This is a genomic window from Mycobacterium lehmannii (genome assembly GCF_001499925.1).
In the GTDB taxonomy this organism is placed as follows: Bacteria; Actinomycetota; Actinomycetes; order Mycobacteriales; family Mycobacteriaceae; genus Mycobacterium; species Mycobacterium lehmannii.
Window position 1 is genome coordinate 1 of the sequence record NZ_LQIR01000005.1, and the last position, 24,972, is coordinate 24,972.

Consider the following 24,972-nt stretch of genomic DNA (forward strand, 5'->3'; position numbering starts at 1 on the left):
GTGCGGGGGTTGTTGAGGGGGGGGGTCATGGCCTACACCGTCAGGTTGAAGTTCGGGTCGACGCCGTAGAGCGCCAACGAGGCGAACAGGACCACGCAGACGATCGCCACCAGCGAGGCGCGCATCGAGCGACCGACGGCCTCGCCGACGCCCACTGGGCCGCCGCTGGCGAAGTAGCCGTAATAGCAGTGGTTGAGCATCACGATGACCGAAATGATCACTGCCTGGATGAACGACCAGAAGACGTCGTCGGGACGCAGGAACGTTCGGAAGTAGTGCTCGTATGTGCCGATCGACTGGCCGTAGAAGATGGTCGTGGTCACCTGGGCGGACAAAAAGCTCATGATGATCGCCATCGCGTACAGCGGGATGATCACGATGAAGCCCGCCATGATCCGCGTCGACACCAGATACGAGATCGACTTGATGCCCATCACCTCGAGCGCGTCGATCTCCTCGCTGATGCGCATGGCGCCCAGCTCGGCGGTCGCGCCCGCGCCCACCGTGGCGGCCAGCGCCTGACCCGCGACGACCGGAGCGGCGATACGCACGTTGATCAATGCGGCGAAGAAGCCGGTGAACGCCTCGACACCGATGTTGCCCAGCGAGGCGAAGCCCTGGATCGCGACCAGCGACGAACCGGACAAGGTCACGAAGCCGACGATCGCGACCGTGCCGCCGATCACGGCCATCGCGCCCGTGCCCATGCCGATCTCGGCGATCAGGCGCAGTGTCTCCTTGCGGTAGTAGCGCAGTGCGTGGCCGATCGACCCGACAGAGGTGATGACGAACCACGCGACGTGCCCGACGCTGTCGAGGAACCGCGCCGGTGCACTGGCGACGCTTTGGGCACGGCTGAACCCCCGCGGAAACCGAGAACGCAGGACCGTTGTCGTCGACACGTCAGCTCCCTGTTCCGAACCGGACACCGATCGTGGTCAGGACCACGTTGACCGCGAACAGCGCGATGACGCAGAGCACCAGGGTCTCGTTGACCGCGGTGCCGACGCCCTTCGCGCCACCGGCGACCGTCAGGCCGCGGTAGCAGCCGACCAGGCCGGCGATCAGGCCGAACGTCATGGCCTTCACGATCGAGATGACGACCTCGGGCAGGCCGGTGATCAGGGTCAGCGTCGAGACGTACGCGCCCGCCGAGACGTTCTGCAGGTAGACGCCGAAGATGAAACCGCCGACCAGACCGACCGTGATCACCGCGCCGTTGAGCAACAAGGCGACGAAGGTGGAGGCGACCACGCGGGGCACCACCAGCCGGTGAATCGGGTCGATCCCGAGCACCTCGAGCGCGTCGATCTCCTCGCGGATGGTGCGCGCTCCCAGGTCCGCGCAGATGGCGGTCGAGCCCGCCCCGGCGACCACGAGCACCGTCACCAGTGGGCCGAGCTGCGTGACGGCGCCGATCGCCGCCCCCGCACCGGAGACGTCGGCGGCGCCGAACTCGGCCAAGAGAATGTTGAGCGTGAAGATCAGCAGCACGGTCAGCGGGATGGACACCGCCAGCGTCGGCAGGAACGCCACCCGCATCAAAAACCAGCTCTGCAGGATGAACTCGCGCCACTGGAACGGCGGCTTGAACAGTGCTTTACCGACGAGAACGCACATGCGCACGAAGCCGCCGACCGCCTCCAGGCCGGGTCTGACCTGATCGCGTACGTAACCGACAACGCCGGTCGACGCCGTCACCAGTGTGCTCCCGTGGCGCAACGGCGACTGTCGCGGTGCACCGGCAGCCCCTGTCGCACGACCCCTCCTTGCCCCGACCTGATCGTTGTTATCCCCGTCTCGCTACCAGTCGGTAGTAAGACAGACCACAGGAATGTACCCGATGCGATTCCCGCCGTGCAGGGCATCGGGCGGATTGTGCCCGTAACCGTTAGCAAACCCGATTCCGTTCTCTAATTCGGCTGTGGCGCAGCAGAAACCGTTCCCTCCGAGCTACTTTCAGCGGCGTCAACCGGCCTGTCGGCCCCAAACCGCGCGCGCAGTTCGGTTTTCAGGACTTTGCCGGCGGGGTTGCGCGGCAACGCATCAACGACCTCGACGGCTTTCGGATGCTTGTACCTGGCGAGCCGTTCGTCGAGGAACGCGTCGAGCTCGCGCAGGTCAAGATCGGTCTGCTCGGCCGCGCCGAGGGCGACGACCGCGACGGGGACCTCGCCCCATTTCTCGTCCGGGCGCCCGATGACGGCGACCTCCGCGATCGCCGGGTGGGCGGCGAGCGCGTTCTCGACTTCGGCGCAGTAGATGTTCTCTCCGCCGGAGATGATCATGTCCTTCTTGCGGTCGACCACCCAGACGTAACCCTCCTCGTCCTGGCGCACGAGATCGCCGGAGTGAAACCACCCGCCAGCAAACGCTTCGGCGGTGGCCTGGGGGTTGTTCCAGTAGCCGGCCATGAGAGTCGGTGCGCGGTAGACGATCTCGCCGACCTGACCGATCGGCACATCGTTCATGTCCTCGTCGACCACACGCGCCGCGACAGTGGGGATCACCTTGCCGACCGATCCGAGTTTGCGGATCGCGTCCTCGCCCAACAACATGCACGTCACCGGCGACATCTCCGTCTGCCCGAACGCGGCCAGGATCTGGGTGCCGGGGAATGTCTCGGCCATCTGGCGCAGCAGGGTGTCCGACGCCGGCGCGGCGCCCCAGGACAACACCCGCAGCCGCAGCTGACGCGGCCGTGACTTCTGCGCGGCGCACACCGCCTGCCACTGTGCGGGCACGAGGAAGATCCCGGTCACCTGCTCGGCTTCGAGGACGTCGAGCAGCTCATCGGGATTGAAGGCGCCCAGCGGATAGATGACCGTCGGTCGGCCCAGCAGCAGGCCGGGGATCATGTTGCCGATGCCGGCGATGTGGAACATGGGCACGCCGATGAACCCGACGTCGTTGTTGATGTCGGCGCCGTTGGTGAACAGGAACGTCAGCGCCTGGCCGGCGATGTTGGTGTGGGTGAGCACCGCGCCTTTGGGCCGGCCCGTCGTGCCGGAGGTGTACATGATCAGCGCAGGGGAGTCGTTGGGGATGTCGACGACCGTCGCCGGCTCACCGGGCTCGGCGATCAGGTCGTCGTAGCCGATCACGTCGTTTTCGGTGGCGCCGCCGGCCACGATGACGGTGGTCAGCGTCGAGTCGATGTCGCGGACCGCGGTGGCGACGGTGGCCAGTACCGCCTCGGTGATGACGACCGTGGCTTGGCAGTCACTGACCAGGTACGCGATCTCGGGCGGGGTCATGCGGAAGTTGACCGGTACCGCAACCGCTCCGAGCTTGTTGACCGCGAGGAACGCCTCGACGTACTCGGTGCGGTTGAGCATCAGGATCAGCACCCGGTCGCCGAAGCTCACCCCGCGGCGGCTCAATGCGCCGGCCAGCGCGTTCACCCGCTCGTCGAGCTCACGCCAGGTCGTGGTCTTGCCGAGGTGGCGCAAAGCGGTGGCGTCGGGCTGCATCAGCGCATGGCGGGCCAGCTGGTTCGTCCAGTTCTGCCTGCGGGCGAGGTACGGCTGTGTAGTGGGGTCGGGGTCCGGCGGGGGAAGGGAACTCACCTGCTGCTGCTCCATCGGATCTCGGGGTTGCGCGCGTTTGACATTTGATCAAACATGGTGTTGCCCCGGTCACACTATGGCCTCGGCCGCTCGGGTACAAGACCCCGTCATTTCCTCGTCGTTGATGGCCAGAACGCACCGGAGAACACAGTGAACGCACCCACCGCCCGGCTTCCCAGGCCGCCGCGGGGAGTGCGGCGTGAACAACTGTCCGACGAGGTCGCGGCGCGTCTGCGCGCCGACATCATGACCGGTGTGCTGCGGCCGGGCACCTTCATCAGGCTCGACGAGACCGCCGCGGCGCTCGGGGTGAGCATCACCCCGGTGCGCGAGGCGCTGCGCACGCTGCGCGGTGAGGGCATGGTGCAGCTCGAACCGCACCGCGGCCACGTGGTGGTGCCACTGACCCGCGCCGACGTCGAGGACATCTTCTGGCTGCAGGCGACGATCGCGCGGGAGCTCGCGGCCACCGCCACCGAACGCATCACCACCGACGAGATCGACGAGTTGGACCGGCTCAACGACGAGCTCGAAGCCACGGTCACCCGCCACGACATCGCCGAGATCGCCGCCGCGGAGTTCGCGTTCCACCGCGCGTTCAACCGGTCGACCGGCCGGATCAAGCTGGCCTGGTTCCTTCTGCACGTCGCGCGCTATCTGCCCGGGCAGATCTACGCGGGCGACCCGCAGTGGGGGGGTTCGGCGGTGGCGATCCACCGCGAGCTCATCGCGGCGCTGCGCCGACGCGACGTCGACACCGCCGTCGCGCTGACTGCCGGCGAGTTCACCGACGGGGCCCAGCGGCTGATCGCGCGCCTCGACGAGACGGGGTTGTGGGGCTGAGGCTAGCGGCGCTTCGCGCCGGCACCCGTTTGAAACCGACCCGCTGCCCGACCACCTGGACCGGTGCCCGGCTATCAGCGAATAATTCGCTGCCAGCGACTTTTTCGCTGCGAGGTGGGCACCTTCCCGAATGGTCGGCAGCGACGCCTGGGGCCGCCTGGGGATCGCGTGGGGCCGCCTGTGGATGATGTGACGCGGTGGACGGGAACTGTCGGATGCCCGCGGCACATTCGTCGCCATGACCAGGAAGCGACACATCTACGGCGTCGAACTGCGGTACGTGCTGACGTTCCATCTGTCCCAGCACGGCCCCACGACGATTCCCGACTTGATCGACGCACTCGACTACTACAACTTCGCACTCCCCGGACCGGCCCCCAAGTGGGTCTCCGACGCCTTGCGCTGGGAGATGGCACACGGCCGGGTGCGGCGGCTGCGGCGCGGACTTTACGGCCCGGGTGACACCCCGCGCTCAACCGCAGACCGGATTCGCAAGCGGGAGCTCGACCTGCGGGCCGAAGCCGACATGCTCGCGGGCCGCGACTTCGAAAAGTGGCTGGATGCGCTGCCCGACTGACGGACCGCCCCTACGTCGAGGCCAGCTGTTCGGCGCGAGCCTTGAGGTTGTCGGCCAGGTAGTCCAGCGTGTCCCCGATCGCCTTCTTCACCATCGGCTTCGGGATGGGCAGCTTGGTCTCGACGTCGAGGTCGACGGTCAGCAGCGAGGTGGGGCCCATCGGAACCACCGAGAACTTCTGCTCCTGCTTGTCGAAATGATCGCCCTGCTGCAGCACCGTGAAGATCTGGTTCTCGCCCGGGTAGTAGACCGCGGTGATGAACGTGCCCGCCTGCCCCTGCACGACGACGTCGAGACGTAACTGACTGGGCCGCCCGTCGTCGTACCGGGCCAGCACCCAGCACCCTTTGATTTCTTCGTTCCACTGGGGGTAGGCCTCGAAGTCGGCGACGATTCCCATGATCGCCTCGGCGGAGGCCGCCACCTCGACGGTTTTGCTCACGAGCGGCATCCGACGAGCATATCGACTACTCCTGATGGTCGAAGCGCGCCTTTTCCAGCAGCTCGCGGATCGACGCCGGGATCGGCACCGGCCGCCGGCCGTCCCGGTCCACATAGACGTGCACCCAGTGCCCGACCGCCGCGGTCGGGCCGTCGTGTTGCCACAGCCCCAGTTGGTAGGTGACGCTGCTGGTGCCGAGCCGGGTGACCGCCAGGCCGACGGTCAGCGGATCCGGGAACCGCAGTTCGGCCAGGTACCGGCATCCCGATTCCGCGACCACGCCCAGCCATGGCACGGTCAGCGGGTCGATCCCGAGACTCGTGTTGATCCAGCCGTTGATCGCCGAGTCGAACAACGCGTAGTACACCGCGTTGTTGAGGTGTCCGAACATGTCGTTGTCGGCCCACCTGGTGGTCACCGGCCAGTGCACGGGGAAGTCGGCTGCGGTCGGCACCTGCGCGCGATCGGTCATGACGGAAGTGTCTCAGTCAAGCTGGAGACCGCCGCCTGTCGCCCCGCTCGTTAGCAGGGTGAGCTCGCGTAAGCCTCGGCTGCGCGGGAGTAGTTACTGGAAGCCTGGATGGTTAGCGCGTCGTTGGGACCGTACCTCTTGTGGTAGTCCCGATAGATCCGCGCGGTCGTTTCGTAATCCTTGACTATTTTGGCGCAATATCTTTGATGTTCGCGTTCCATTGGCTTGGCGTCGGCGACGCCGACGCCGAGACCGATTCCGACCAACGTGCACGACAATGCGACTGCCGCTATCGACATTCCTTCGATTCCACGGATTTTCATGCTTACCCTTCGGACTCATGCTCGACCGATGCAGTGACGGTGCGCGTTGCACGTCCGATGGCGAGCGGGTGGACGATCGCCGGCATACCGCGCCAAACGACGTTCTGGGCCGCGACCGTGTAGCCGCAGGCGCGCAGGCGCCCGACGGTGTCGCGGTTGCAACGGCAGCCTGCTGCGAAGTGGCGCCACGGTTCGACGAGTTTGTCCTGGCACGCCGCCAGCAGCCGCGAGCTTGCGCGCACATGCTCGATGAACAGCAGCTGCCCGCCGGGCCGGAGCACACGAGCGATCTCGCGCAGTGCACGTTCGGGCTCGTCGACCGTGCACAGGGCGAGCGTCGAGACGACCGTGTCCACCGACGCGTCGGCAAGTGGCAGCCGCTCTGCTGTAGCGTCGACAATCCGTGTGGCAGACCCGCATTGGCGTACCCGACGCGAGAGCTTCTTGCGCATTCCCGGCTCGGGCTCGGTGAGCACCAGCTCCGTGACCGCCTCTGGATAGTGCGCGACGTTCAACCCCGTGCCGGCGCCGATCTCGACGACACGACCGTAGGCATCGGCCAGCAGCGCGGCGCGCCTGCGGCGCATGCCTGCGATCTCACCCAGCCACAGCAAGGGGTCGTACGCGAGAGCGAAGATCCGCAGCCACGCAGCCGATTGCGGCTTTGCGCCCGGTTCGCTGCTCGCCTTCACATCGACGATTTCGGTCATGGCGTAAACGTAGGAGTGGGCGCGGGGCACGCGCATCGCCCGATGCGGCCATCTTTCGCAGATGGCCCTTTTCGGCTATCTCACAGGAGTCCCCGTCGCGCGGCTTCGGCGACGGCGGCGGTTCGTGAGGTGCGGCCCAGCTTGCGGCGGATGTTCGCGACGTGCCGGTGCACGGTGTGCGGGCTCAGCACAAGGTCTTCGGCGATTTCGCGATCACTGAGACCTCGCGCGATACACGCCAGAATTTCATGCTCGCGCGACGACAGGACGTGCTCCTCGCCATTCGCGTGACGCGATGACCTCTGCGGCGTCGCCGCCAGCGCTTCGCGGCACGCACGAACGACCGCGTCGGCATCACCGTGCCACGGGAAGTGCGCGTCTCCTGTCAGCGGAATGAATCGGGCGCCCGGAATCGCGGCCGCGACCTCGCGCCCGAGCCGGTACGGCACGGCACGGTCGTCTCTGCGATGCACCACCAGTGTTGGGGCGCGGACGCGCTCGAGATGGTCACGAACGTCGAGGCGGTAGACGAGAGCCAACACGGCGGCGGCGGTTTCGGCCGTCGCCGCCTCACGCTGTAGCCGGGCGAAACGCTCGTGCTCGTCGGCGTCGGCCCTGCCGAGGAAGATGTCGCCGAGAAGGCGCGACCCCAGACCCCAATGTGCTTGTATCGCAGCCAATATCGCTCCACCGACACCCGGCGTCGTGAGTTCCGTTCCGTCCGCATATGACCCGTACAACACCAACCGCTCTAGACGCTCGGGGAATGCCGCGGCAAACGCCACTGCCGTGCAACTCCCCGACGAGCCGCCGATGAGCGAAACGCGTTCGAGTCCCAGCTCGTCGGCGAGCGAGCGCAGCGTCGCGACCTCGTCGTCGAGACTCAGATCGGAGTCCTGCAGCGTGCGGTCGGACATACCGACCCCGAGCCGGTCGTAGCGGATCAAGGTGTATCCGTCGGCGATTCCCTCCCAGAATCGACGGAAGTCGGGGTTCTGCCAGTCGAGTTCGAGGTGGCTGACCCACCACGCCGGAGCGATCAGCGGAGGGCCGCTGCCGCGCACCTCGTACGCGATGCGGCGTCCGCCGACGGGCAGGAACCGAATCTCGGACCTTTCCAGCACGTCAGCAGCGTAATGCGAACCCGGTCGGGGGATTGCCGCCTTGACCACGCAAGCGGATTGTCGGCGCCACCGACGGGACGGCAAGCTGTAGAGATGAGAATCCGCGGCGCCGTACTCCAACAGATCGGCCTGCCGAGGCCGTATGCGGAGTCGAAACCCTTGGCGGTCGGCGAACTCGACCTCGCCACGCCCGGCCCTGGGGAACTGCTGGTGCGGGTGGAGGCCGCGGGTCTGTGTCACTCCGACCTGTCGGTGGTCGACGGCAACCGTGTGCGGCCCGTGCCCATGCTTCTCGGCCATGAGGCGGCCGGGGTCGTCGAGGAGATCGGCGCAGGCGGCTCCGACCTGGAGGTCGGCGCCCGCGTGGTGATGACGTTCCTGCCCCGGTGCGGTGAGTGTCCGGCGTGTGCGACCGACGGTCTCACGCCCTGCGAGCCGGGTTCGGCGGCCAACGGGGCGGGCACGCTGATGACCGGTGAGCGCCGGTTGTCGCGCGACGGCGAGCCGGTCCATCACCATCTCGGCGTCTCCGGTTTCGCAACCCACGCGGTCGTCGACCGCCGTTCGGTCGTGCCGGTGCCCGACGACGTGCCCGCGGCGGTGGCGTCGCTACTGGGCTGCGCGGTGCTGACCGGGGGCGGTGCGGTGATCAACGCCGGCCGACCGCGAGCGGGCGACACCGTGGCCGTCGTCGGCCTCGGCGGTGTCGGGATGGCCGCGGTGCTCACCGCACTGGCTGCCGACGACGTCCGTGTGGTCGGCATCGACCAACTGCCCGACAAACTCGAGCGGGCCCGCGGCCTCGGGGTGCACGAGGCCTACACCCCGGAAGATGCTCAGGACAAGGGGTGCAAAGCGGCCGTCGTGATCGAGGCGGTCGGACATCCGAGCGCCCTGGAAACCGCGGTGGCGCTCACCGCCGCGGGCGGGCGCACGGTCACGGTCGGCCTGCCTCCACCCGATGCGCGGGTGTCCTTGTCGCCGTTGGGTTTTGTCGCCGAGGGGCGCTCGCTGATCGGCAGCTACCTCGGTTCGGCGGTGCCTTCGCGCGAGATCCCCCACTTCGTCGGCCTGTGGCGTGCGGGACGGTTGCCGGTCGAGTCGCTGGTGTCGTCGACGATCACGCTCGACGAAATCAATTCCGGCATGGACGAACTGGCCGATGGCCGGGCGGTACGCCAGGTCATCCGGTTCGACTAGGCGTCAGAACCAGCCGTCGCGCATCTCCAGCGTCGTGCGGTCGAGGCTGGCGAGCAGGTCGAGTTGCGGTGCGGTCTTGGGCAGTTCGTACCGGAAGAAGTAGCGGGCGGCTTGGCGCTTGCCGTCATAGAACTCCCCGCTGCGGCCGTGCGCGGCGATCTCCTGCTGCAGCCACATCCAGGCCACGACGATGTGGCCGAACGCCTCGAGGTAGATCACGCTGTTGGCCATCGCGGCCTCGACGTCGCCGGAGCCGAACATCTCGGCAGTGACGGCGGCCAGGCGCTGCCATGCGGCGTCCAACAGGCTTGCGTGTTCGGCGATCCGACCGCCGAGCGGACCGGCCTCGGTCACCGTCGCCCCGATGGCCGCACCCAGCGCCGCCAGCCCGGCACCTCCGCGCGCAGGGACCTTGCGGCCCAACAGGTCCAGGCTCTGGATGCCGTGTGTCCCTTCGTGGATCGGGTTGAGCCGGTTGTCGCGGTAGTGCTGTTCGACGTCGTATTCGCGGGTGTAGCCGTAGCCGCCGTGCACCTGAATCGCCAGGCTGTTGGCCTCCAGACACCATTGCGAGGGCCAACTCTTGCCGACCGGTGTCAGCATCTCGAGCAGCAACGTGGTGCTGTTGCGCTCCTCACCGGAGGCCGCGCTGTGCTGGAGGTCCACGAGCTTGGCGCAGTACAGCAGCAACGCCAACCCGCCTTCGGCATAGGCCTTCTGGGCCAACAGCATCCGCTTGACATCGGCGTGCTCGATGATCGGCACCTGGGGCGTCGACGGGTCCTTGTCGCTGACCGGTCGCCCCTGTGGGCGCTCGCGGGCGTATTGAACCGACTTGAGATAGCCGGTGTAACCGAGCGCCACCGCACCCATCCCGACGCCGAGGCGCGCCTCGTTCATCATCGTGAACATGTAGGCGATCCCGCGGTGCGGCTCACCGACGAGGTATCCGACCGCGCCGGATTTCCCGCCGGGTGTGTACGCGCCCTCGCCGAGGTTGAGCACCGTGTTCGTGATGCCACGTTGACCCATCTTGTGGTTCAGCCCGGCCAGCACGACGTCGTTGCGTTCACCGATCGCACCGTCGGCGCCGGGCAGGTACTTGGGCACGATGAACAACGAGATGCCCTTGGTTCCCGGTGGGCCGCCGGGGATCTTGGCGAGCACCAGGTTGACGATGTTGTCGGTCAGTTCGTGTTCGGCGCCCGAGATCCACATCTTCGATCCGAACAGCCGGTGGGTGCCGTCGTCGGCCGGTTCGGCGCGGGTGACGATGTCGGCCAGCGACGAACCCGCCTGGGTCTCCGACAACGCCATGGTGCCCGAGAACCGCCCGGCCAGCATCGGTTTGACGAACTCCTCGACCTGCTCGTCGGTGCCGAAGCGGGCCAGCAGGTTGGCGTTGGCCATCGTCAACATCAGATAGCCCGTCGTACTCAGGTTGGCCGCCGAGAACCAGGCGAACGCGGCCTGCGCCACGGCCGCGGGCAGCTGCGCGCCGCCGAGACGGTGTTCCATCGACATCGCGATGAGGTCGGCCTCGGCGAACGCATCCCAGGCCTCCTTGACCTCGGGGATGACGGTCACCTTCTCGCCGTCGAAGGTGGGCTCGTTGGCGTCGCTCTTCTTGTTGTGCGGCGCGAAGTACCGCGTCGCCAATTGCTCGCACAAGTCGAGCACCGCGTCGAAGGTCTCGCGCGAGTGTTCGGCGAACCGCTCGCGCTCGGTCAACTCCTCGACCGACAGCCACTCGTAGAGCAGGAATTCAAGGTCACGGCGGGACAGCAGAAGCGATTTCACGGTGCGGTCGCGGTGTCGGGTTCCCCGGGCAACGCGTCGACCTCGATGCCCAGCGGCGACTCGGTGCGCACGGTCTCGTCACGGATCAGACCGCGCAGCAGCGCCGTGCTGAACTCGACCGCGATCTCCTGTGCGGTGCGCCTGCCGTGCGGCCGCAGCCAGCGGTAGGCGCCCAGTGTCATGCCGATGTAGCCGAGCGCGAGGACGTGCGAATCGCAGTCGTAGAACTCGCCGCTGGCGATGCCACGATCGATGACGTCGCGGACGTGTTCGTAGACCTGCGTCTCCTTCTCCCGGATATAGGCCACCTGGTCTTCGGTGAACCACTCGCCGATGTAGGGGCCCTCCTGGAAGTAGACGGCGGCGCGTTCGATGTCGCTGGCGATGCCGACGAGCAACCGGCGGGTGAAGTGGTAGATCGTTTCGCGCGCGGACGCCGACGGGTCGTCGTGCAGCGCATCGACGGTGAAGTCGGCGGCACCCTTGTAGATGTCGTAGAGGATCAGCGACTTGCTGGCGTAGTAGTGGTAGACGGTCGCCTTGTTCAGGCCGACCGCGTCGGCGACGTCGTCCATCCGGGTGCCGTGGTAGCCGCGCGCGGCGAAGAGCTTGGTCGCGACGGCCAACAACTCGTCGCGACGGGTCCTCCCGTTCGGGGTGGCGGCGTCCACAGAGGGCATGGCGACTCACTATATGCAGGCCGGAACGTCGTCCGGGGGTCAATCAACTGGTTGGAAGTGTAGGTGTTGGGGGTGTCGCCGACCGCAGGGCGGGTCTAGACTTCGTTCATAACCGGCCCGTACTCGAGAGGTGACCCCATGGATCCGAATCCGGACTATGACGCGAGCGACGAGCTGGAATACGGCATCAACTGGTTCGCCTGGATTCTCCGCGGGGTTTACCCGCCACCGGCCTATCCGCCGGTTTAACCCGTCAACTGCCAGCGGTGCACGCCCGCGCCCTGGGCGTAGGACAGATGTCCGCCGAGCGCGCCGCCCACTGAGACCGCGGTCAACCCGAGGACGCTGAACGCGCGCGCCGCACCCACCTTCCCGCGCTTGTACTTCCGATAGGCCACCCAGAACGACACTGCCGCGACGGTGTTGCCCGCCGCGTGCAAAAGCCCGACCCGCCTCTGCCGCTTCCCGAGCGTGGGGAACTCCGCCAGCCCGGCCAGCACCGCGGGCGGTGTCGCGGCCAACCCGATCGCGATCAGCTGCCGCGCGGCGTCGCGGTCCTTGAACACCAGATCCAGCACCATCGACGACATCCACGCGCCGATCGGCAGGGTGACCATCAGCGGATGTGTGGGGTGACCCAGCCACGAGCCGCGGAGTCCCCGTGCCAACGCGCCGTCACCGAGCATCCGGTCGACGGCATCGGCCGTCCGGTCCGCGACCGCGTCGAGTGAGTCGGCCGATTCGGGCATCTGAAGAAGCGCGTGCATGTCCATGCCGTCCGGTTACCCGACCGGCGCCGGCTGAATCGCCCGCTGTCAGGCAGCGCGTGGCAGCGTGCGCAGCGCCGTGCGGATCGCGAGGCCGCCCGCACGGGCCAGCAGGACCTCGACCGGCGAACGTCGCTCCGTCACCCGCTTGAGCTTACGGCTCGCAGGTGGCGCTAGAGCGCCTTGAGTTCCTCGATCACCGAGGTGACCGACTTCTTGGCGTCGCCGAACAGCATCGAGGTCTGGTCGAGGAAGAACAGCGGGTTCTCGATACCCGCGTAGCCCGCGTTCATCGACCGCTTGAGCACGATCACCGACCGCGACTCGTCGACGTTGAGGATCGGCATACCGTGAATCGGGCTCGACGGGTCGTTACGCGCGGCCGGATTGGTGACGTCGTTGGCGCCGATGACCAAAGTGACGTCGGTGCGGCCGAATTCGCCGTTGACGTCGTCCATCTCCTTCATCGAGTCGTACTCGACATCGGCCTCGGCCAGCAGCACGTTCATGTGCCCGGGCATACGGCCCGCGACGGGATGGATGGCGTACTTCACCTCGACGCCTTTGCTTTCCAACAGGTCGGCCATCTCTTTGACGGTGTGCTGGGCCTGCGCGACGGCCAGGCCGTAACCCGGGACGACGATCACCTGGTTGGCGTAGGCCATCTGGATCGCGGCGTCCGCGGCCGAGGTGGTCTTGACCGTGCCTTGGTCGCCGCCCGGCCCGGCCACCGCCTCGGCGCCGCCGCCGAAGGAGCCGAACACGATCGCCGGGATCGACCGGTTCATCGCCACGGCCATCAGGTTGGTCAGGATCGAACCCGATGCGCCGACGATCATGCCCGCGACGATCATCGCGGTGTTGTCCAGCGCCAGACCCGCTGCGGCCGCGGACAATCCAGTCAGCGCGTTGAGCAACGAGATGACGACCGGCATGTCCGCACCGCCGATCGGGAACACCACGAACAGGCCCATCAGGCCGGCGAACACCAGGACCAACGCGATTGCCCACCCGGGGCTACCCGTGCCGGCGTTGAGCCCGATGTAGATCGCGGCGGCGGTCGCACCGAGCAGCAGCACCACATTGGCGGCCTGGAACACCTTCGCGGAAGCGACAAGTCGCTTCTCGACGTTTTTGGGGATCGACTCCTGCAGTTTGAGGAACGCCACCAGCGAACCCCAGAACGACACCGATCCGATGATCGCGGCCAGCAGCGACCCCGCCACCAACGCCACCGTCGGATGCTGGTCGGGCGTGAAATGCGCAAAGCCGTCGGTCTCGATGAACTCCGCCCACGCGATCAACGCGACCGTGCCGCCGCCGACGCCGTTGAACAGCGCCACCAACTGCGGCATCGCGGTCATCTTGGTCTTCTTGGCCGGTGGCACACCGAGAATCACACCGAGCGCCAATCCGGCCGCGATCAGCACCCAGTTGATCGGCGCGGTGTCGCGCACCTTGATCAGCGTGGCGATCACGGCGATGGCCATACCGGTCGCGGCGATCCAGTTGCCCCGCACCGCGGTCTTGGGCCCGGTCAGCCCGGACAGGCCGAGGATGAACAGGGAGAACGCGACGATATAGAGGACGGTGACGAGATAGTTCACTTGTCAGCCGCCTCAACAGCTTTGGGCTCGGTGTTCTGGGCGGGCCTCCGCCCTTTGAACATCCCCAGCATCCGGTCGGTGACCAGGAAGCCGCCGATCACGTTGAGGGTGCCGAAGATCAGCGCCACGAACGCGATCGTCCGCACACCCCATGGCGCGTCTGCGGGCAGATCACCCAGCACGATCAGCGCACCGAGCACCACGATGCCGTGGATGGCGTTGGTGCCCGACATCAGCGGTGTGTGCAAGGTGTTGGGCACCTTGGAGATCACGGCGAACCCGACGAACCCGGCGAGCACCAGGATCGCGAGATTGGCCAGCAGGTTGTCGTACATCAGTTTTCTCCCCGGGTGACGCAGGAGGCCGCCACCACCTCGTCATCGAAATCGGGCATGAGCTTGCCGTCGCTGATCAGGAGCTCCAGCAGCGAGGTCAGGTTCTTCGAGTACAGCTCGCTGGCGTGTTCGGGCATGGTGGCCGGAAGGTTCAGCGGTGCGGCGATCGTGACGCCGTGGCGGACCACGGTCTGCCCCGGCTCGGTGAGCTCGCAGTTGCCGCCCGTCTCGCCGGCGAGGTCGACGACCACGCTGCCCGGCTTCATCCCCTCGACCGCGGTGGCGGTCACCAGTCGGGGCGCCGGCCTGCCGGGCACCAGCGCGGTGGTGATCACGACGTCGAAGCCGGTGATCGCCTGCTCCAGTTCCTTCTGCTGTTGCGCGCGTTCCTCGTCGGACAGCTGGCGGGCGTAGCCGCCCTCCCCGGCCGCCTCGATGCCGAGCTCGAGCCACTGCGCGCCGACCGAGCGGACCTGATCGGCCACCTCGGGACGCACGTCGTAGCCGGTGGTGCGTGCGCCGAGCCGCTTGGCGGTGGCCAGCGCCTGCAGACCCGCCACGCCGACACCGAGCACCAGCACCGAGGCCGGTTTCACGGTGCCTGCGGCCGTGGTGAGCATCGGGAAGAACCGCGTCGACTCCGAAGCCGCCAGCAGCACGGCCTTGTAGCCCGCGACGTTGGCCTGTGACGACAGCGCGTCCATCACCTGGGCGCGCGAGATGCGCGGGATCGCCTCGACGGCGAAGGCCTGCACACCTGCGGCCTTCAGGGCGGCGATCTGGTTGTCGTCGTTGCGTGGGGCGAGGAAACCGATCAGGGTCTGCCCGCTCGTGAGCTTGGCGACCTCTTCGGCGGTCGGCGGCGCAACTTTGACCACGACGTCGGTGCTCCATGCGTCACCGATCGTCGCGCCCGCTGCGGTGTAGAGGTCGTCGGGCAGAAGGGCCCGCTCGCCCGCGCCGGATTCCACGACGACGGCCACACCACTCTTCACCAGCGACGCGACGGCCTTCGGCACCAGTGCGACGCGGCGCTCGTCGGCTTCTGATTCGCGTACCACCCCGACCGTCGGGGCTGCCCCGCCGGCGACATCAGCATGCGTCTGCTCTGTCATGACGGAACACCTTAACCGCTACCGCTGGTCACATCTAAATCGGTACGGCCAGTCGCGGATTTCCACCGGCACGGCGCACCGGAAACGGTGCCCGCGCGAACTAGCATCCCGAAGGTGCCGGAAGACTCGTCGCCGAAGTCCCGCAATCGCCGACGCGCACGGCTGGCCGACATCGCCACGGTGCTGATCATCCTGGTCGTCTACATCGCGTCGCTCGTGGGTTATCACTATCTCTCCGGTGAGCCCGTCTCCTTGGGTCCTCCCGACCTCGGCGACAGCGGCGACAACATCGTCCAGGTCACCCTGTCGGAACTGCACACGGTCGCCAACCAGATCGACGTCAAGGTCGTGGTCTTCCCGTCGGACAACCACATGAACGACGACCTCAACGTGGTCAACACCGATATCGCGGTGCGGCTGTTCATCAACGAGATCAACATCGACATCGAAGACCTGCAGACGCCGAAGGGGCAGTTGCCTGCCCAGATCAACGCCACGCTGTCCGCGAAGGGCGACCCGGACAAGTGGCCCTTCGACTCGTACACGGTCGGCGCTCTGGGGGCCGACATCATCGTCGGAAGCGGTGACGACCGCACGTTCGAGCCCGCCCGGGTGGTGGTGACCGGCGGACTCGACGGGTGGGACATCACCAGCACGCGAAGCGGGCCGGCCACCCAGTCGGCTGACGACGGCGACTACGAGACGCTGACGTTGAAGCGGGCGAAGGGACCGCTCGCCTTCGATGTGGGCCTGTGCCTGGTGTTGATCACCCTGCCCGCGCTGGCTCTCTTCGTATCGATCGAGATGCTGCGTGGGCGGCGCAACTTCCTCCCGCCCTTCGGCACGTGGTACGCCGCATCGCTGTTCGCGATCATCCCCATCCGCAACTTCATGCCCGGCGCGCCGCCGCCGGGCGCGTGGATCGACCAGATCCTCGTGCTGTGGGTGCTGCTCGCGTTGACCGGGGCGATGGTGCTGTACTTCGCCGCCTGGTGGCGACGCAGCGACTGACGGCGCGGTGGCCGCCGGCCGGGCCCGCCTATGGTGGTCTCGACCAGTACAACCACGGGAGGCCATCGGATGGCTGTCGACCGGCTGCTGCCCACCCCGGACGCCGATGATCTGATCGCGCTGACGCGCGACATCGCCGACAAGGTGCTCGACCCGATCGTCGACGACCACGAGAAGGCCGAGCGCTATCCCGAAGGCGTGATGGCGCAACTGGGTGCGGCCGGACTGCTGAGCCTGCCCCAGCCCGAGGAGTGGGGCGGCGGTGGCCAACCCTACGAGGTCTACCTGCAGGTCCTCGAGGAGCTGGCGGCTCGGTGGGCGGCTGTCGCGGTGGCGGTCAGCGTGCACAGCCTGTCGTCACATCCGCTGTTGATGTTCGGCTCCGACGAGCAGAAGCGGCGCTGGCTGCCCGGCATGCTGTCCGGTGAGCAGATCGGCGCCTACAGCCTGTCGGAGCCACAGGCCGGTTCGGATGCCGCGGCGCTGCGCTGCGCGGCGGCCAAAGCCGAAGACGGCTATGTCATCAACGGCTCCAAGTCCTGGATCACCCACGGCGGGCGTGCCGATTTCTACACGTTGTTCGCGCGCACGGGCGAAGGCTCGAAGGGCATTTCGTGCTTCCTGGTACCCGGCGGCCTGCCCGGGCTGAGCTTCGGAAAGCCCGAGGAGAAAATGGGCCTGCACGCGATCCCGACCACGTCGGCGTTCTACTCCGACGCCCACATCGACGCCGACCGGCTGATCGGAGCCGAGGGCCAAGGCCTGCAGATCGCTTTCTCCGCACTGGATTCCGGGCGGTTGGGCATCGCCGCGGTCGCCACCGGGCTGGCCCAGGCCGCGCTCGACGAGGCCGTCGCCTACGCCAACGAGCGAACGACGTTCGGGCGCAAGATCATCGACCATCAGGGGCTCGGCTTCCTGGTGGCCGACATGGCCGCCGCGGTCGCCAGTGCGCGGGCTACGTACCTGGACGCGGCGCGTCGACGCGACCAAGGCCGGCCGTACTCACAGCAGGCCAGCGTCGCCAAGCTGATCGCCACCGACGCCGCGATGAAGGTGACCACCGACGCGGTGCAGGTGTTCGGCGGTGCCGGTTACACCCGCGACTACCGCGTCGAGCGCTACATGCGGGAAGCGAAGATCACCCAGATCTTCGAGGGCACCAACCAGATTCAGCGCCTCGTCATCGCCCGCGGCCTCACGTCCTGATCTCGGCCGGTTCACCGAGCGACGGTTCGGGCGGCGAGGTGACCGTGACCCGTGTGCCATGCCCTTCCTCCGAACTCACCTCCAGCGACCCGCCCATGGCGTCGAACCGGGCCAGCAGCGAGCCCAGTCCGATATGACCGTCGGCGACGTACTGCTCGATGATCGCCGGGTCGAACCCCTTGCCGTCGTCGGAGACCGTCAGCACGACCCGGTCGTCTTCGCGCGAGAGCCCCACCCGCACCATCGTCGCGTCGGCGTGCTTGTGGATGTTGGCCAGCAGTTCGCGGGCCGCCCGGTGGAGCAACTGCTGCGATTCGGGCTTGCCGACGTCGTCGAGGTCCGCCTCGATCTCATAGTGAGTCCGAGATTCAAACTGGCGCAACAGCTCTCGTAGCGCCGGGGTGAGGCCCAGTTGAGCCAGCACCTGTGGATGCAGTTGGGTCACCGTCGAACGCAGCGCCGCGGCGGTCTGTTGCAACGCGTCGCGAAGCGCCTCCAGCGCGGGATCGTCGTTGTTCTCCTGAAGTTCGTCGAGGTCCAGACGCGCCGCGAGCAGTGTCTGCAGTGGTCCGTCGTGCAGGTTCTCGGCGACCTCCCGGTTGTGGCGCTCGTCGGCCTGCATCGCCTCGGAGACCAGTTGGCGCCGCACCGCCTGCAGCTTCGCCACCCGCGCCTGGCGACGGACCAGCACGACGCACAGTGCCGTCATCGCCACCGCACCCCACAGCAGGAAGCCGAAGTGGGTGTAGACGACATTCGGCAACCCGACCGAGTCGTCGCGTTTCGAGTACACCACCCATGCCCCGAGATAGGCCGTCGCCGTGCCGATTCCGAGCAGCGCGGTCAGCATGGGCCGGTCCTGGAACGCGACCGCGATGGGCAGCAGGAAAAAGACGGGGAGCAGCGCGGCGGTGGCGCCACCGGAGACCAGGCACAGCACCAGGATCATCAGGACGTCCACGCCGGTGGACGCCCAGCCTGCCCACCAGGGCACCGGGCCGCGCAACACCGCGACGAGCCACAGCACGGCCGCGACCGCCCATATCCCGAGCACCACCGCGTACAGCCCGGGAAGCCAGTGGTCGACCTCCCAGATCACCACCAGCACCCCGATCAGCGCGAGCAGCGGTAGCCGCAGGACCGCGGAAACGCGCACGGGCTCCGCGGCGAAGAAGCTCGCGATCCGGTTCAGCACGACGGTGTCAGTCCAGCAGCTTGCGGCGCATCGCCTCGGCGACCGCCGCGCCGCGGTCGTTGACGCCGAGCTTCTCATAGAGCCGCTGCACGTGGGTCTTCACCGTCGATGGCGCCAGGAACAGCTGCTTTGCCATCGCCGGGATGCTGGTCCCGGACGCGATCAGTCGGAGCACCTCGCGTTCCCTCGGGCTCAGCGTCGGACCGTTGGATTCAGAGCGCTTGCGGATCTCACCAGCCAGGCCGGCGGCCAGGCTCGGTGCGACGACATCTCGGCCCTTGGCGCAATCGAGCACCGCATTGACAAGCTCCGCCCGAGTGGACTCCTTGGGCAGGAATCCCGCTGCACCGTTCTGCAGTGCCTGATAGACGATCGCGGACTCGTCGTGCGCGGAGATGAGCAACACCCGCGTGGGCAGTTCGTCCCGTATGACAGCGGCCGCCACCTCGGACCCGTCCATGCCGGGCATCCGGTAGTCCAGCAGGGCCACCTGCGGGGAATGTGAGCGGATCGCTTCGAGAGCGGTCGCGCCGTCGTCGGCCTCCGCCACCACCTCGATCTGGCCGCTGGACACCAGCGCTCGGACCACTCCGTCGCGAAACATCGGATGGTCGTCTCCCACCACCACCCGGACCTTGTCACCGGTCGTACCGCTCGCCACGGGTGTCAGCTTGGCATAGCGGGGCGTCCGCTTCCCCTATTTGGGGGACACGAGATTCATCCCGATCGCCCACCGGTTTCCCGACATACAGCGCGATTGTGTTGCAGCACTCTTGAGTCATCGCCGGAACAAGCCGGTGGTCAGAACAAGAACAGCAAGGATCAAAGGAGATTCGAAATGACCACCAACACCAATCGCCGCCTCGCCCGCTTCGTCGCGCTGCCGGTCCTCGGGGCCGGAATCCTCGCCGGGGCACTCGGTTTCGCCGGAGCCGCCAGCGCGGGTACCTACTCCCCCGACAACACGCCGCGGCCGGGCATCGTCGCGACGCCCAGCGTCCACGCTCCGTCGGTTCAGAACGGAACGCACGGCCACCGGATCGACCACATCCAGGTCGAGGAGCCGGGCTACTACCGTTGAGGCGAGACACCAGAGCGGGGGCACCGAGATTCGGTGCCCCCGCTTTAATGTGTTCGATCAGACCGAGGTCAGCACCTCGGCGGTCTGCAGCGCCTGGCCCACGCCGGAGACGATCGAGGCCAACCGGATCGCCTCGAAGATGACCGTGCGGGAGACGTCAGCGTCGCGCAGGGTCTTCTCGTGCGCTGCGACGCAATGGCCGCATCCGTTCATCGCCGACACCGCCAGCGACCACAGCTCGAAGTCCTCCTTGGCCACACCGGGATTGCCGATGATGTTCATCCGCAGCCCGGCCCGCAGGTCGTCATAGGCGCCGTCGAGCTGGCCCTTGGTGCGGTAGAAGACGTTGTTCATCCCCATGATCGCGGCCGCACCGAGGGCGGCGTTGTAGGCCTCCTGGCTCAGGATGTCCAGCGCGTCCTCGGCGATCTCACGCAGCAGTCGCTCGTTCTTGGTCGCCGCGGCGGTCGCCACCAGGGCGCCCCACAACTGCTCCTCGGACAGCTCGGTCGTCTTGACGATGCTGCCGAAGTTGAGCTTCAGGTCCTTGGCGTACTCCGGAAGCGCTTCCTTGATGTTGTCGATGCTCATGGTTACACCGCCTCTGCCAGCAGCTCAGCCGGCTTGATCGTGGGATCACCCTTCTTCCAGTTGCAGGCGCACAGCTCGTCGGACTGCAGCGCATCGAGCACGCGCAGCACCTCGTCGACGTTGCGGCCCACGGACCCGGCCGTCACCGACACGAACTGGATCTCGTTGTTCGGGTCGATGATGAACGTCGCCCGGTCGGCCACGCCGTCGGCGTTGAGCACACCGGTCGCCAGCGACAACTCGCGCTTGAGGTCCGAAGCCATCGGGAACGGCAGCTTCTTGAGGTCCTCGTGCTGGGCGCGCCACTGGAAGTGGACGAACTCGTTGTCGACGGACACGCCGATGACCTTCGCGTCGCGGTCCTCGAAGTCGTCGTTGAGCTTGCCGAACGTGGCGATCTCCGTCGGGCACACGAAGGTGAAGTCCTTCGGCCAGAAGAAGACGATCCGCCACTTGCCCTCGTGGTCCTCGCTGGTCACGCGGGTGAAATAGTCGTCGGGCTGCTTGGCATCGACCTCGGAGAGGTCACCGCCGACCACCGCCGCCATGTCGTACCTGGGGAACTGGTCACCGATTGTCAACAATGCCATTCGCGAGCACCATCCTTATCGCTTAGTTTGGATTCAGTCCAGATTACGTATTCGATCCTCGGCCTTTCTCGGTGCGAAGGCAAGCTAAACGAACGTGATTGTGGCCACACCGGCGCCGTGAAATGGGTTCGCTGTCAGCATATTTCGGGGTCCAGCCAGACGGAGGCATCGGAGAGTGCGCGAACCGTCGCGCCCGCGGCGTTGCTACGGTCGTCAGATGTCGAACATCTCCGAGAACGACCGCATCGAGGACGTCACGCCCGGCGACATCGTCCTCGTCGACCGCGGCGCTGAACCCGTCCCATCCAAGGTGGTGCACAAGGACGTCAACGACGGCACGGCCGTCATCACCTACGAGCTCGACGACGGTACGACCTTCCAGGTCGAATACGCCGCGGGCGCCCGGGTGACCCGCAGCCTGCAGGCCAAGTGGGAGTCCGGGCAAAGCCCGACACAGCACAAACCCGTCTGAGGAGGTGACATATCGTGGCGGGCATGGACTTCGCGATGTCGGCCAAGGCCCAGGACTATCACCAGCGCCTGGGCGACTTCATGACGGAATTCGTCTTCCCCGCCGAAGCCGAGTACGACCGCTACCGCGAAGAGGCGGGACCCAAGGACCACACCGTCCCGCCGATCGTCGAGGACCTCAAAAAGCTCGCGAAGGAACGCGGGCTGTGGAACCTGTTTCTGCCCGCCGAGTCGGGTCTGAGCAACCTCGAGTACGCGCAGCTGGCCGAGCTGACCGGTTGGAGCATGGAGATCGCGCCCGAGGTCACCAACTGCGCGGCCCCCGACACCGGCAACATGGAAACGCTGCACCTGTTCGCCAATGAGCAGCAGCGCAAGCAATGGCTCGAACCGCTGCTGGCCGGCGAGATCCGCAGCGCCTTCGCGATGACCGAACCCGCCGTCGCCTCCAGCGACGCCCGCAACATCGAGACCACGATGCTGCGCGACGGGGACGACTACGTCATCAACGGTCGCAAGTGGTGGATCACCGGCGCGGCCGACCCGCGCTGCAAGATCATGATCGTGATGGGCCGCACGAATCCGGATGCGGCCAGCCACCAGCAGCAGTCGATGATCCTCGTGCCGACCGACACCCCGGGCGTCGACATCCAGCGTTCGCTTCCGGTGTTCGGCTACCAAGACCAGCACGGGCATTGCGAGATCGTCTTCGACAACGCGCGGGTGCCGGCCGAGAACCTGCTCCACGAAGAGGGCAGCGGGTTCGCGATCGCCCAGGCCCGCCTTGGTCCCGGCCGTATCCACCACTGCATGCGCGCGATCGGCGCCGCCGAGCGGGCGCTGGCGTTGATGATCGACCGCGTGCAGAAGCGCGTGGCGTTCGGCAAGCCGCTGTCCGAGCAGGGTGTGGTGCGCGAGTCGATCGCCAAGTCGCGCAACCAGATCGACCAGGCCCGCCTGCTGTGCCACAAGGCGGCGTGGACCATCGACGAGCAGGGCAACAAGAGCAAGGACGCTCAGGTCCTGGTCGCTCAGATCAAGGCGGTCGCCCCGCAGATGGCGTGCGACGTCATCGACCGCGCCATCCAGGTGCACGGCGGCATGGGCGTATCCGACGACGTGCCGCTGGCGCGCCTGTACGCCTGGCACCGGGCGATGCGGCTGTTCGACGGGCCGGATGAGGTGCACATGCGGACCATCGCCCGAGCCGAACTCGGCAGGGAGAAAAGCCCTTTCGCCACCGCGGCGACCGAAGGCGCGGCTGTGGCCGGAGGGGCCGGATAGGTGGCGGGCAACCCCGACGCCCTGTCAGGCGCGTGGAACTTCCGCGACATCGCCGAGGAGACCGGCATCAGACCTGGGCAGTTCTTCCGGTCCAGCGAGCTGAGCGGTCTGGACGAGGCCGGCCGGGAGCTGTTGCGCCGCTTGAATATCACCGACGTCGCCGATCTGCGCTCGGATCGTGAGGTCGAGCGGCGCGGACCGGGGCGGGTGCCCGACAGCATCGTGATACACCGGCTGCCGTTTCACGAGTTGGCCAAGCCCGGCGCGGAGGCCCCGCATGAGCAGAGTTTCCAGCGCATGATGACCGAGAAACCCGAGGACGAGGACGTCGCGGTGGCCGCGGGTCGCTTCATGACCGAGGAGTACCAGAAGTTCCCCACGCTGCCCGGTGCACATCTGGCCGTGCGCCAGGTGGTTTCGATGCTCGCCGGCCAGCGCCCGGTCATCGCCCACTGCTTCGCGGGTAAGGACCGCACGGGGTTCACGGTCGCGACGGTGCTCGAGGCGGTCGGTGTGCAGCGCGACGCCATCGTGGCCGACTTCCTGCGCAGCAATGAGGCGGTGTCACAGCTGCGCGAAAGCATCCTCGAGTCGATCCGCAACCGGTCGGAGGACACCACCGACGAGATCGTCACCTTCGCCGAGGCGCGGCTCACCGAGGAGGTGCTCGGCGTGCGCGAGGACTACCTCGAGACCGCGCGACGTTCGATTGTCGAGAATTACGGCTCGCTTCGGGGCTACCTCGCTGCCGCCGGCGTCACCGACGATCAGGTTGCGCAGTTGCGCGCCGTCCTTCTCGGCTGAAACCCCGTCAGGCCCCACCTTTTTCGGCCTCATACTTCTGCGTCATGTGCTCGATCGCGGACAGCTGCGTCTGGGCCAGGTTGTCGCGCACGTCGCGGGCCCGTGCCGCGGCGTCGAGCGTCGGCTGGGCCTGACCCTGGAAGTGCGGGATGACCTCGGCGGCGAACAGTTCCGCCGAGCGCTTGGTGGCGGCGGGATTGGCCCATTCGTGGCCCATCTGCAGCATGCAGCCGAAGCCGCCGGATTGGTCCCACAGCCGCTGCACCTGCGCGCGCGCCTGGTCGGGTGTGCCGATCACGCCGGCGCCGGCGCCGTTGATGATGTCGACGACCTCATCGAGGTTCTCGCCGGGCACCTCCATTTGCGGGAACGCCGCGACCTTCTGGAAGTAGCGGTACCAGTGCTCGAGGCCGAAGCGCACGTCGGCGCGGGCCTGCTCCTCGGTTTCGGCGATGTGCATGGGGCACACCAGCGACCAGTTGCGGCGGTCGACTGTGGTGCCGAACGCGGCCGCGCGTTCCTCGGCGATCCCCCAGTGGTGGGCGAGCGCGTCGAATCCCTCGACGACGAGCGTCGCACCGATCGACAGCAGGCCGATTCCGTGCTTGCCTGCCAGCCGCGCTCCGGTCGGCGAGGCCACCGCGGCGACGGCCAGCGGGATCCCGTCTTCCGCATAGGGCGCCAGTTGCAGTCTGGCGTCGTGGAGTTCGTGGGTGGCGGTCTTGGCCGAGACCGCCTCACCCTTGAGCAACCGCACGACGATGTCGAGGTTGGTCTCGAGCAGTTCGCGGGTGTCGGTGGGCGTCAGGCCGATCATCGCCGAGTCGGTGGGAAGCGACCCGGGCCCCATGCCGCCAATGATGCGCCCGTGGGTGAGGTGGTCGAGCAACATCAGGCGGTCGGCCGCCCACAGCGGGTTGTGATACGCCAGCGAGATGACGCCGGTGCCGAACCGGATCCGCTTGGCGCGCTGCGCGGCCGCCGCGATGAACACCTCGGGTGAGCTGATGATCTCGCTTCCCGCCGAATGGTGTTCGCCGATCCACGCCTCGTCGTAGCCGACCGCGTCGAGGTGCTCGATGAGCTCCAGATCGCGCTGCAGCGCGAGCGTCGGGTTGGTGCCGGCGCGGTGGAACGGTGCGATGAAGTATCCGAAACGCAGCTTGGCCATG

27 protein-coding genes and 1 pseudogene are annotated in these 24,972 nt (G+C 67.2%); 10 read left to right on the plus strand and 18 right to left on the minus strand.

Features of this window, described 5'->3' with window-relative positions:
• Positions 1–32: 32 nt before the first annotated feature.
• The 3 genes from AU192_RS04555 to fadD5 all read right to left on the minus strand — a co-directional run bounded on the left by AU192_RS04555 (position 33) and on the right by fadD5 (position 3,569).
• Positions 33–902 (minus strand): MlaE family ABC transporter permease, encoded by an 870-nt coding sequence (locus AU192_RS04555; RefSeq protein WP_064394607.1) that lies wholly within the window; start codon positions 900–902, stop codon positions 33–35.
• Between the two features lies 1 nt (position 903).
• Positions 904–1,701 carry an MlaE family ABC transporter permease gene (locus AU192_RS04560; protein WP_064394608.1) on the minus strand — a complete coding sequence of 266 codons (798 nt, stop codon included), beginning with the start codon at positions 1,699–1,701 and terminating at the stop codon, positions 904–906.
• A 212-nt stretch (positions 1,702–1,913) separates the two neighbouring features.
• A complete protein-coding gene (gene fadD5, locus AU192_RS04565) occupies positions 1,914–3,569 on the minus strand; it encodes a fatty-acid--CoA ligase FadD5 (protein ID WP_423202668.1) in 1,656 nt (551 codons plus the stop codon).
• Positions 3,570–3,719: 150 nt separating this feature from the next.
• Between fadD5 and AU192_RS04570 the strand changes: the two genes are divergently transcribed.
• On the plus strand, positions 3,720–4,412 hold the full coding sequence (locus tag AU192_RS04570) for a GntR family transcriptional regulator (RefSeq protein WP_064394610.1): 693 nt from the start codon (positions 3,720–3,722) through the stop codon (positions 4,410–4,412).
• A gap of 238 nt (positions 4,413–4,650) precedes the next feature.
• The gene (locus AU192_RS04575; protein WP_064394611.1) at positions 4,651–4,989 is read left to right on the plus strand and encodes a hypothetical protein; all 339 of its coding nucleotides are present in this window, start codon (positions 4,651–4,653) and stop codon (positions 4,987–4,989) included.
• A 10-nt stretch (positions 4,990–4,999) separates the two neighbouring features.
• Here the strand turns inward: AU192_RS04575 and AU192_RS04580 are convergent, their stop codons facing one another.
• From AU192_RS04580 to AU192_RS04600, 4 genes are all read right to left on the minus strand, one after another.
• Positions 5,000–5,440, minus strand: a complete 441-nt coding sequence (locus tag AU192_RS04580; protein ID WP_064394612.1) for an SRPBCC family protein — start codon at positions 5,438–5,440, stop codon at positions 5,000–5,002.
• A 16-nt stretch (positions 5,441–5,456) separates the two neighbouring features.
• Complete coding sequence (locus tag AU192_RS04585) at positions 5,457–5,903, minus strand: acyl-CoA thioesterase (protein ID WP_064394613.1); 447 nt, start codon at positions 5,901–5,903, stop codon at positions 5,457–5,459.
• A 325-nt stretch (positions 5,904–6,228) separates the two neighbouring features.
• The gene (locus AU192_RS04595) at positions 6,229–6,936 is read right to left on the minus strand and encodes a class I SAM-dependent methyltransferase (RefSeq protein WP_120275432.1); all 708 of its coding nucleotides are present in this window, start codon (positions 6,934–6,936) and stop codon (positions 6,229–6,231) included.
• Between the two features lie 80 nt (positions 6,937–7,016).
• The gene (locus tag AU192_RS04600; RefSeq protein ID WP_064394616.1) at positions 7,017–8,060 is read right to left on the minus strand and encodes an alpha/beta fold hydrolase; all 1,044 of its coding nucleotides are present in this window, start codon (positions 8,058–8,060) and stop codon (positions 7,017–7,019) included.
• Between the two features lie 93 nt (positions 8,061–8,153).
• On the opposite strand from AU192_RS04600, the gene AU192_RS04605 reads away from it, so the two are divergent.
• Complete coding sequence (locus AU192_RS04605) at positions 8,154–9,260, plus strand: alcohol dehydrogenase catalytic domain-containing protein (RefSeq protein WP_064394617.1); 1,107 nt, start codon at positions 8,154–8,156, stop codon at positions 9,258–9,260.
• Positions 9,261–9,263: 3 nt separating this feature from the next.
• Here the strand turns inward: AU192_RS04605 and AU192_RS04610 are convergent, their stop codons facing one another.
• Both AU192_RS04610 and AU192_RS04615 read right to left on the minus strand, forming a co-directional pair.
• Positions 9,264–11,060, minus strand: coding sequence for an acyl-CoA dehydrogenase (locus AU192_RS04610; protein ID WP_064394618.1), 1,797 nt, complete (start codon positions 11,058–11,060; stop codon positions 9,264–9,266).
• A complete protein-coding gene (locus AU192_RS04615; protein WP_064394619.1) occupies positions 11,057–11,740 on the minus strand; it encodes a TetR/AcrR family transcriptional regulator in 684 nt (227 codons plus the stop codon). The genes AU192_RS04610 and AU192_RS04615 overlap by 4 nt, the downstream gene beginning before the upstream one ends.
• 108 nt (positions 11,741–11,848) lie before the next feature.
• Between AU192_RS04615 and AU192_RS25770 the strand changes: the two are divergent.
• Positions 11,849–11,989 (plus strand): annotated as a pseudogene (locus AU192_RS25770) (CAP domain-containing protein); the annotation flags it as partial.
• On the opposite strand, the gene AU192_RS04620 reads toward AU192_RS25770, so the two are convergent.
• The 4 genes from AU192_RS04620 to AU192_RS04635 form a co-directional block, all read right to left on the minus strand.
• Positions 11,986–12,513, minus strand: coding sequence for a DUF2231 domain-containing protein (locus tag AU192_RS04620; RefSeq protein ID WP_064394620.1), 528 nt, complete (start codon positions 12,511–12,513; stop codon positions 11,986–11,988). The pseudogene AU192_RS25770 and the gene AU192_RS04620 overlap by 4 nt on opposite strands.
• Positions 12,514–12,680: 167 nt before the next feature.
• On the minus strand, positions 12,681–14,114 hold the full coding sequence (locus tag AU192_RS04625) for an NAD(P)(+) transhydrogenase (Re/Si-specific) subunit beta (protein ID WP_064394621.1): 1,434 nt from the start codon (positions 14,112–14,114) through the stop codon (positions 12,681–12,683).
• Positions 14,111–14,449, minus strand: coding sequence for an NAD(P) transhydrogenase subunit alpha part 2 (locus tag AU192_RS04630; RefSeq protein WP_064394622.1), 339 nt, complete (start codon positions 14,447–14,449; stop codon positions 14,111–14,113). The genes AU192_RS04625 and AU192_RS04630 overlap by 4 nt, the downstream gene beginning before the upstream one ends.
• The gene (locus tag AU192_RS04635) at positions 14,449–15,564 is read right to left on the minus strand and encodes a Re/Si-specific NAD(P)(+) transhydrogenase subunit alpha (RefSeq protein WP_064394623.1); all 1,116 of its coding nucleotides are present in this window, start codon (positions 15,562–15,564) and stop codon (positions 14,449–14,451) included. The genes AU192_RS04630 and AU192_RS04635 overlap by 1 nt, the downstream gene beginning before the upstream one ends.
• Before the next feature lie 114 nt (positions 15,565–15,678).
• Here AU192_RS04635 and AU192_RS04640 point away from each other — a divergent pair, with 114 nt between their 5' ends.
• Both AU192_RS04640 and AU192_RS04645 read left to right on the plus strand, forming a co-directional pair.
• Positions 15,679–16,575, plus strand: coding sequence for a DUF4436 domain-containing protein (locus tag AU192_RS04640; protein WP_198957199.1), 897 nt, complete (start codon positions 15,679–15,681; stop codon positions 16,573–16,575).
• A 69-nt stretch (positions 16,576–16,644) separates the two neighbouring features.
• On the plus strand, positions 16,645–17,784 hold the full coding sequence (locus tag AU192_RS04645; RefSeq protein WP_064394625.1) for an acyl-CoA dehydrogenase family protein: 1,140 nt from the start codon (positions 16,645–16,647) through the stop codon (positions 17,782–17,784).
• Here AU192_RS04645 and AU192_RS04650 read toward each other — a convergent pair.
• Together AU192_RS04650 and AU192_RS04655 are read right to left on the minus strand one after the other, a co-directional pair.
• Complete coding sequence (locus tag AU192_RS04650) at positions 17,774–18,979, minus strand: sensor histidine kinase (RefSeq protein WP_064394626.1); 1,206 nt, start codon at positions 18,977–18,979, stop codon at positions 17,774–17,776. The genes AU192_RS04645 and AU192_RS04650 overlap by 11 nt on opposite strands.
• Before the next feature lie 7 nt (positions 18,980–18,986).
• Positions 18,987–19,640 carry a response regulator gene (locus AU192_RS04655; RefSeq protein WP_082693599.1) on the minus strand — a complete coding sequence of 218 codons (654 nt, stop codon included), beginning with the start codon at positions 19,638–19,640 and terminating at the stop codon, positions 18,987–18,989.
• A gap of 177 nt (positions 19,641–19,817) precedes the next feature.
• Here AU192_RS04655 and AU192_RS04660 point away from each other — a divergent pair, with 177 nt between their 5' ends.
• Entirely contained in the window at positions 19,818–20,060 is a 243-nt protein-coding gene (locus AU192_RS04660) for a hypothetical protein (protein ID WP_064394627.1), read from the plus strand.
• A gap of 57 nt (positions 20,061–20,117) precedes the next feature.
• Here the strand turns inward: AU192_RS04660 and ahpD are convergent, their stop codons facing one another.
• Both ahpD and AU192_RS04670 read right to left on the minus strand, forming a co-directional pair.
• On the minus strand, positions 20,118–20,651 hold the full coding sequence (ahpD, locus tag AU192_RS04665; RefSeq protein ID WP_064394628.1) for an alkyl hydroperoxide reductase AhpD: 534 nt from the start codon (positions 20,649–20,651) through the stop codon (positions 20,118–20,120).
• 2 nt (positions 20,652–20,653) lie between these two features.
• Positions 20,654–21,241, minus strand: a complete 588-nt coding sequence (locus AU192_RS04670; RefSeq protein ID WP_064394629.1) for a peroxiredoxin — start codon at positions 21,239–21,241, stop codon at positions 20,654–20,656.
• 217 nt (positions 21,242–21,458) lie between these two features.
• Here AU192_RS04670 and AU192_RS04675 point away from each other — a divergent pair, with 217 nt between their 5' ends.
• From AU192_RS04675 to AU192_RS04685, 3 genes are read left to right on the plus strand one after another with little or no spacing between them, the layout of a single operon-like run.
• Entirely contained in the window at positions 21,459–21,713 is a 255-nt protein-coding gene (locus AU192_RS04675) for a hypothetical protein (protein ID WP_064394630.1), read from the plus strand.
• 35 nt (positions 21,714–21,748) lie between these two features.
• Positions 21,749–22,996: an acyl-CoA dehydrogenase family protein gene (locus AU192_RS04680; RefSeq protein WP_165593264.1), complete on the plus strand. Its 1,248-nt coding sequence runs from the start codon at positions 21,749–21,751 to the stop codon at positions 22,994–22,996.
• Entirely contained in the window at positions 22,997–23,800 is an 804-nt protein-coding gene (locus tag AU192_RS04685) for a tyrosine-protein phosphatase (RefSeq protein WP_064394632.1), read from the plus strand.
• Positions 23,801–23,807: 7 nt separating this feature from the next.
• Here AU192_RS04685 and AU192_RS04690 read toward each other — a convergent pair whose 3' ends face one another.
• A complete protein-coding gene (locus AU192_RS04690) occupies positions 23,808–24,971 on the minus strand; it encodes an LLM class flavin-dependent oxidoreductase (RefSeq protein WP_064394633.1) in 1,164 nt (387 codons plus the stop codon).
• Position 24,972 lies beyond the last annotated feature (1 nt).

Bases quoted from the DNA above. Each gene is read 5' to 3' on its own strand.
- AU192_RS04575 (WP_064394611.1), top strand. From the start codon at position 4,651: ATGACCAGGAAGCGACACATCTACGGCGTCGAACTGCGGTACGTGCTG.
- AU192_RS04580 (WP_064394612.1), bottom strand. From the start codon at position 5,440: ATGCCGCTCGTGAGCAAAACCGTCGAGGTGGCGGCCTCCGCCGAGGCG.
- AU192_RS04585 (WP_064394613.1), bottom strand. From the start codon at position 5,903: ATGACCGATCGCGCGCAGGTGCCGACCGCAGCCGACTTCCCCGTGCAC.
- AU192_RS04595 (WP_120275432.1), bottom strand. From the start codon at position 6,936: ATGACCGAAATCGTCGATGTGAAGGCGAGCAGCGAACCGGGCGCAAAG.
- AU192_RS04605 (WP_064394617.1), top strand. From the start codon at position 8,154: ATGAGAATCCGCGGCGCCGTACTCCAACAGATCGGCCTGCCGAGGCCG.
- AU192_RS04615 (WP_064394619.1), bottom strand. From the start codon at position 11,740: ATGCCCTCTGTGGACGCCGCCACCCCGAACGGGAGGACCCGTCGCGAC.
- AU192_RS04620 (WP_064394620.1), bottom strand. From the start codon at position 12,513: ATGGACATGCACGCGCTTCTTCAGATGCCCGAATCGGCCGACTCACTC.
- AU192_RS04630 (WP_064394622.1), bottom strand. From the start codon at position 14,449: ATGTACGACAACCTGCTGGCCAATCTCGCGATCCTGGTGCTCGCCGGG.
- AU192_RS04635 (WP_064394623.1), bottom strand. From the start codon at position 15,564: ATGACAGAGCAGACGCATGCTGATGTCGCCGGCGGGGCAGCCCCGACG.
- AU192_RS04645 (WP_064394625.1), top strand. From the start codon at position 16,645: ATGGCTGTCGACCGGCTGCTGCCCACCCCGGACGCCGATGATCTGATC.
- AU192_RS04660 (WP_064394627.1), top strand. From the start codon at position 19,818: ATGACCACCAACACCAATCGCCGCCTCGCCCGCTTCGTCGCGCTGCCG.
- ahpD (WP_064394628.1), bottom strand. From the start codon at position 20,651: ATGAGCATCGACAACATCAAGGAAGCGCTTCCGGAGTACGCCAAGGAC.
- AU192_RS04670 (WP_064394629.1), bottom strand. From the start codon at position 21,241: ATGGCATTGTTGACAATCGGTGACCAGTTCCCCAGGTACGACATGGCG.
- AU192_RS04675 (WP_064394630.1), top strand. From the start codon at position 21,459: ATGTCGAACATCTCCGAGAACGACCGCATCGAGGACGTCACGCCCGGC.
- AU192_RS04680 (WP_165593264.1), top strand. From the start codon at position 21,749: ATGTCGGCCAAGGCCCAGGACTATCACCAGCGCCTGGGCGACTTCATG.
- AU192_RS04690 (WP_064394633.1), bottom strand. From the start codon at position 24,971: ATGGCCAAGCTGCGTTTCGGATACTTCATCGCACCGTTCCACCGCGCC.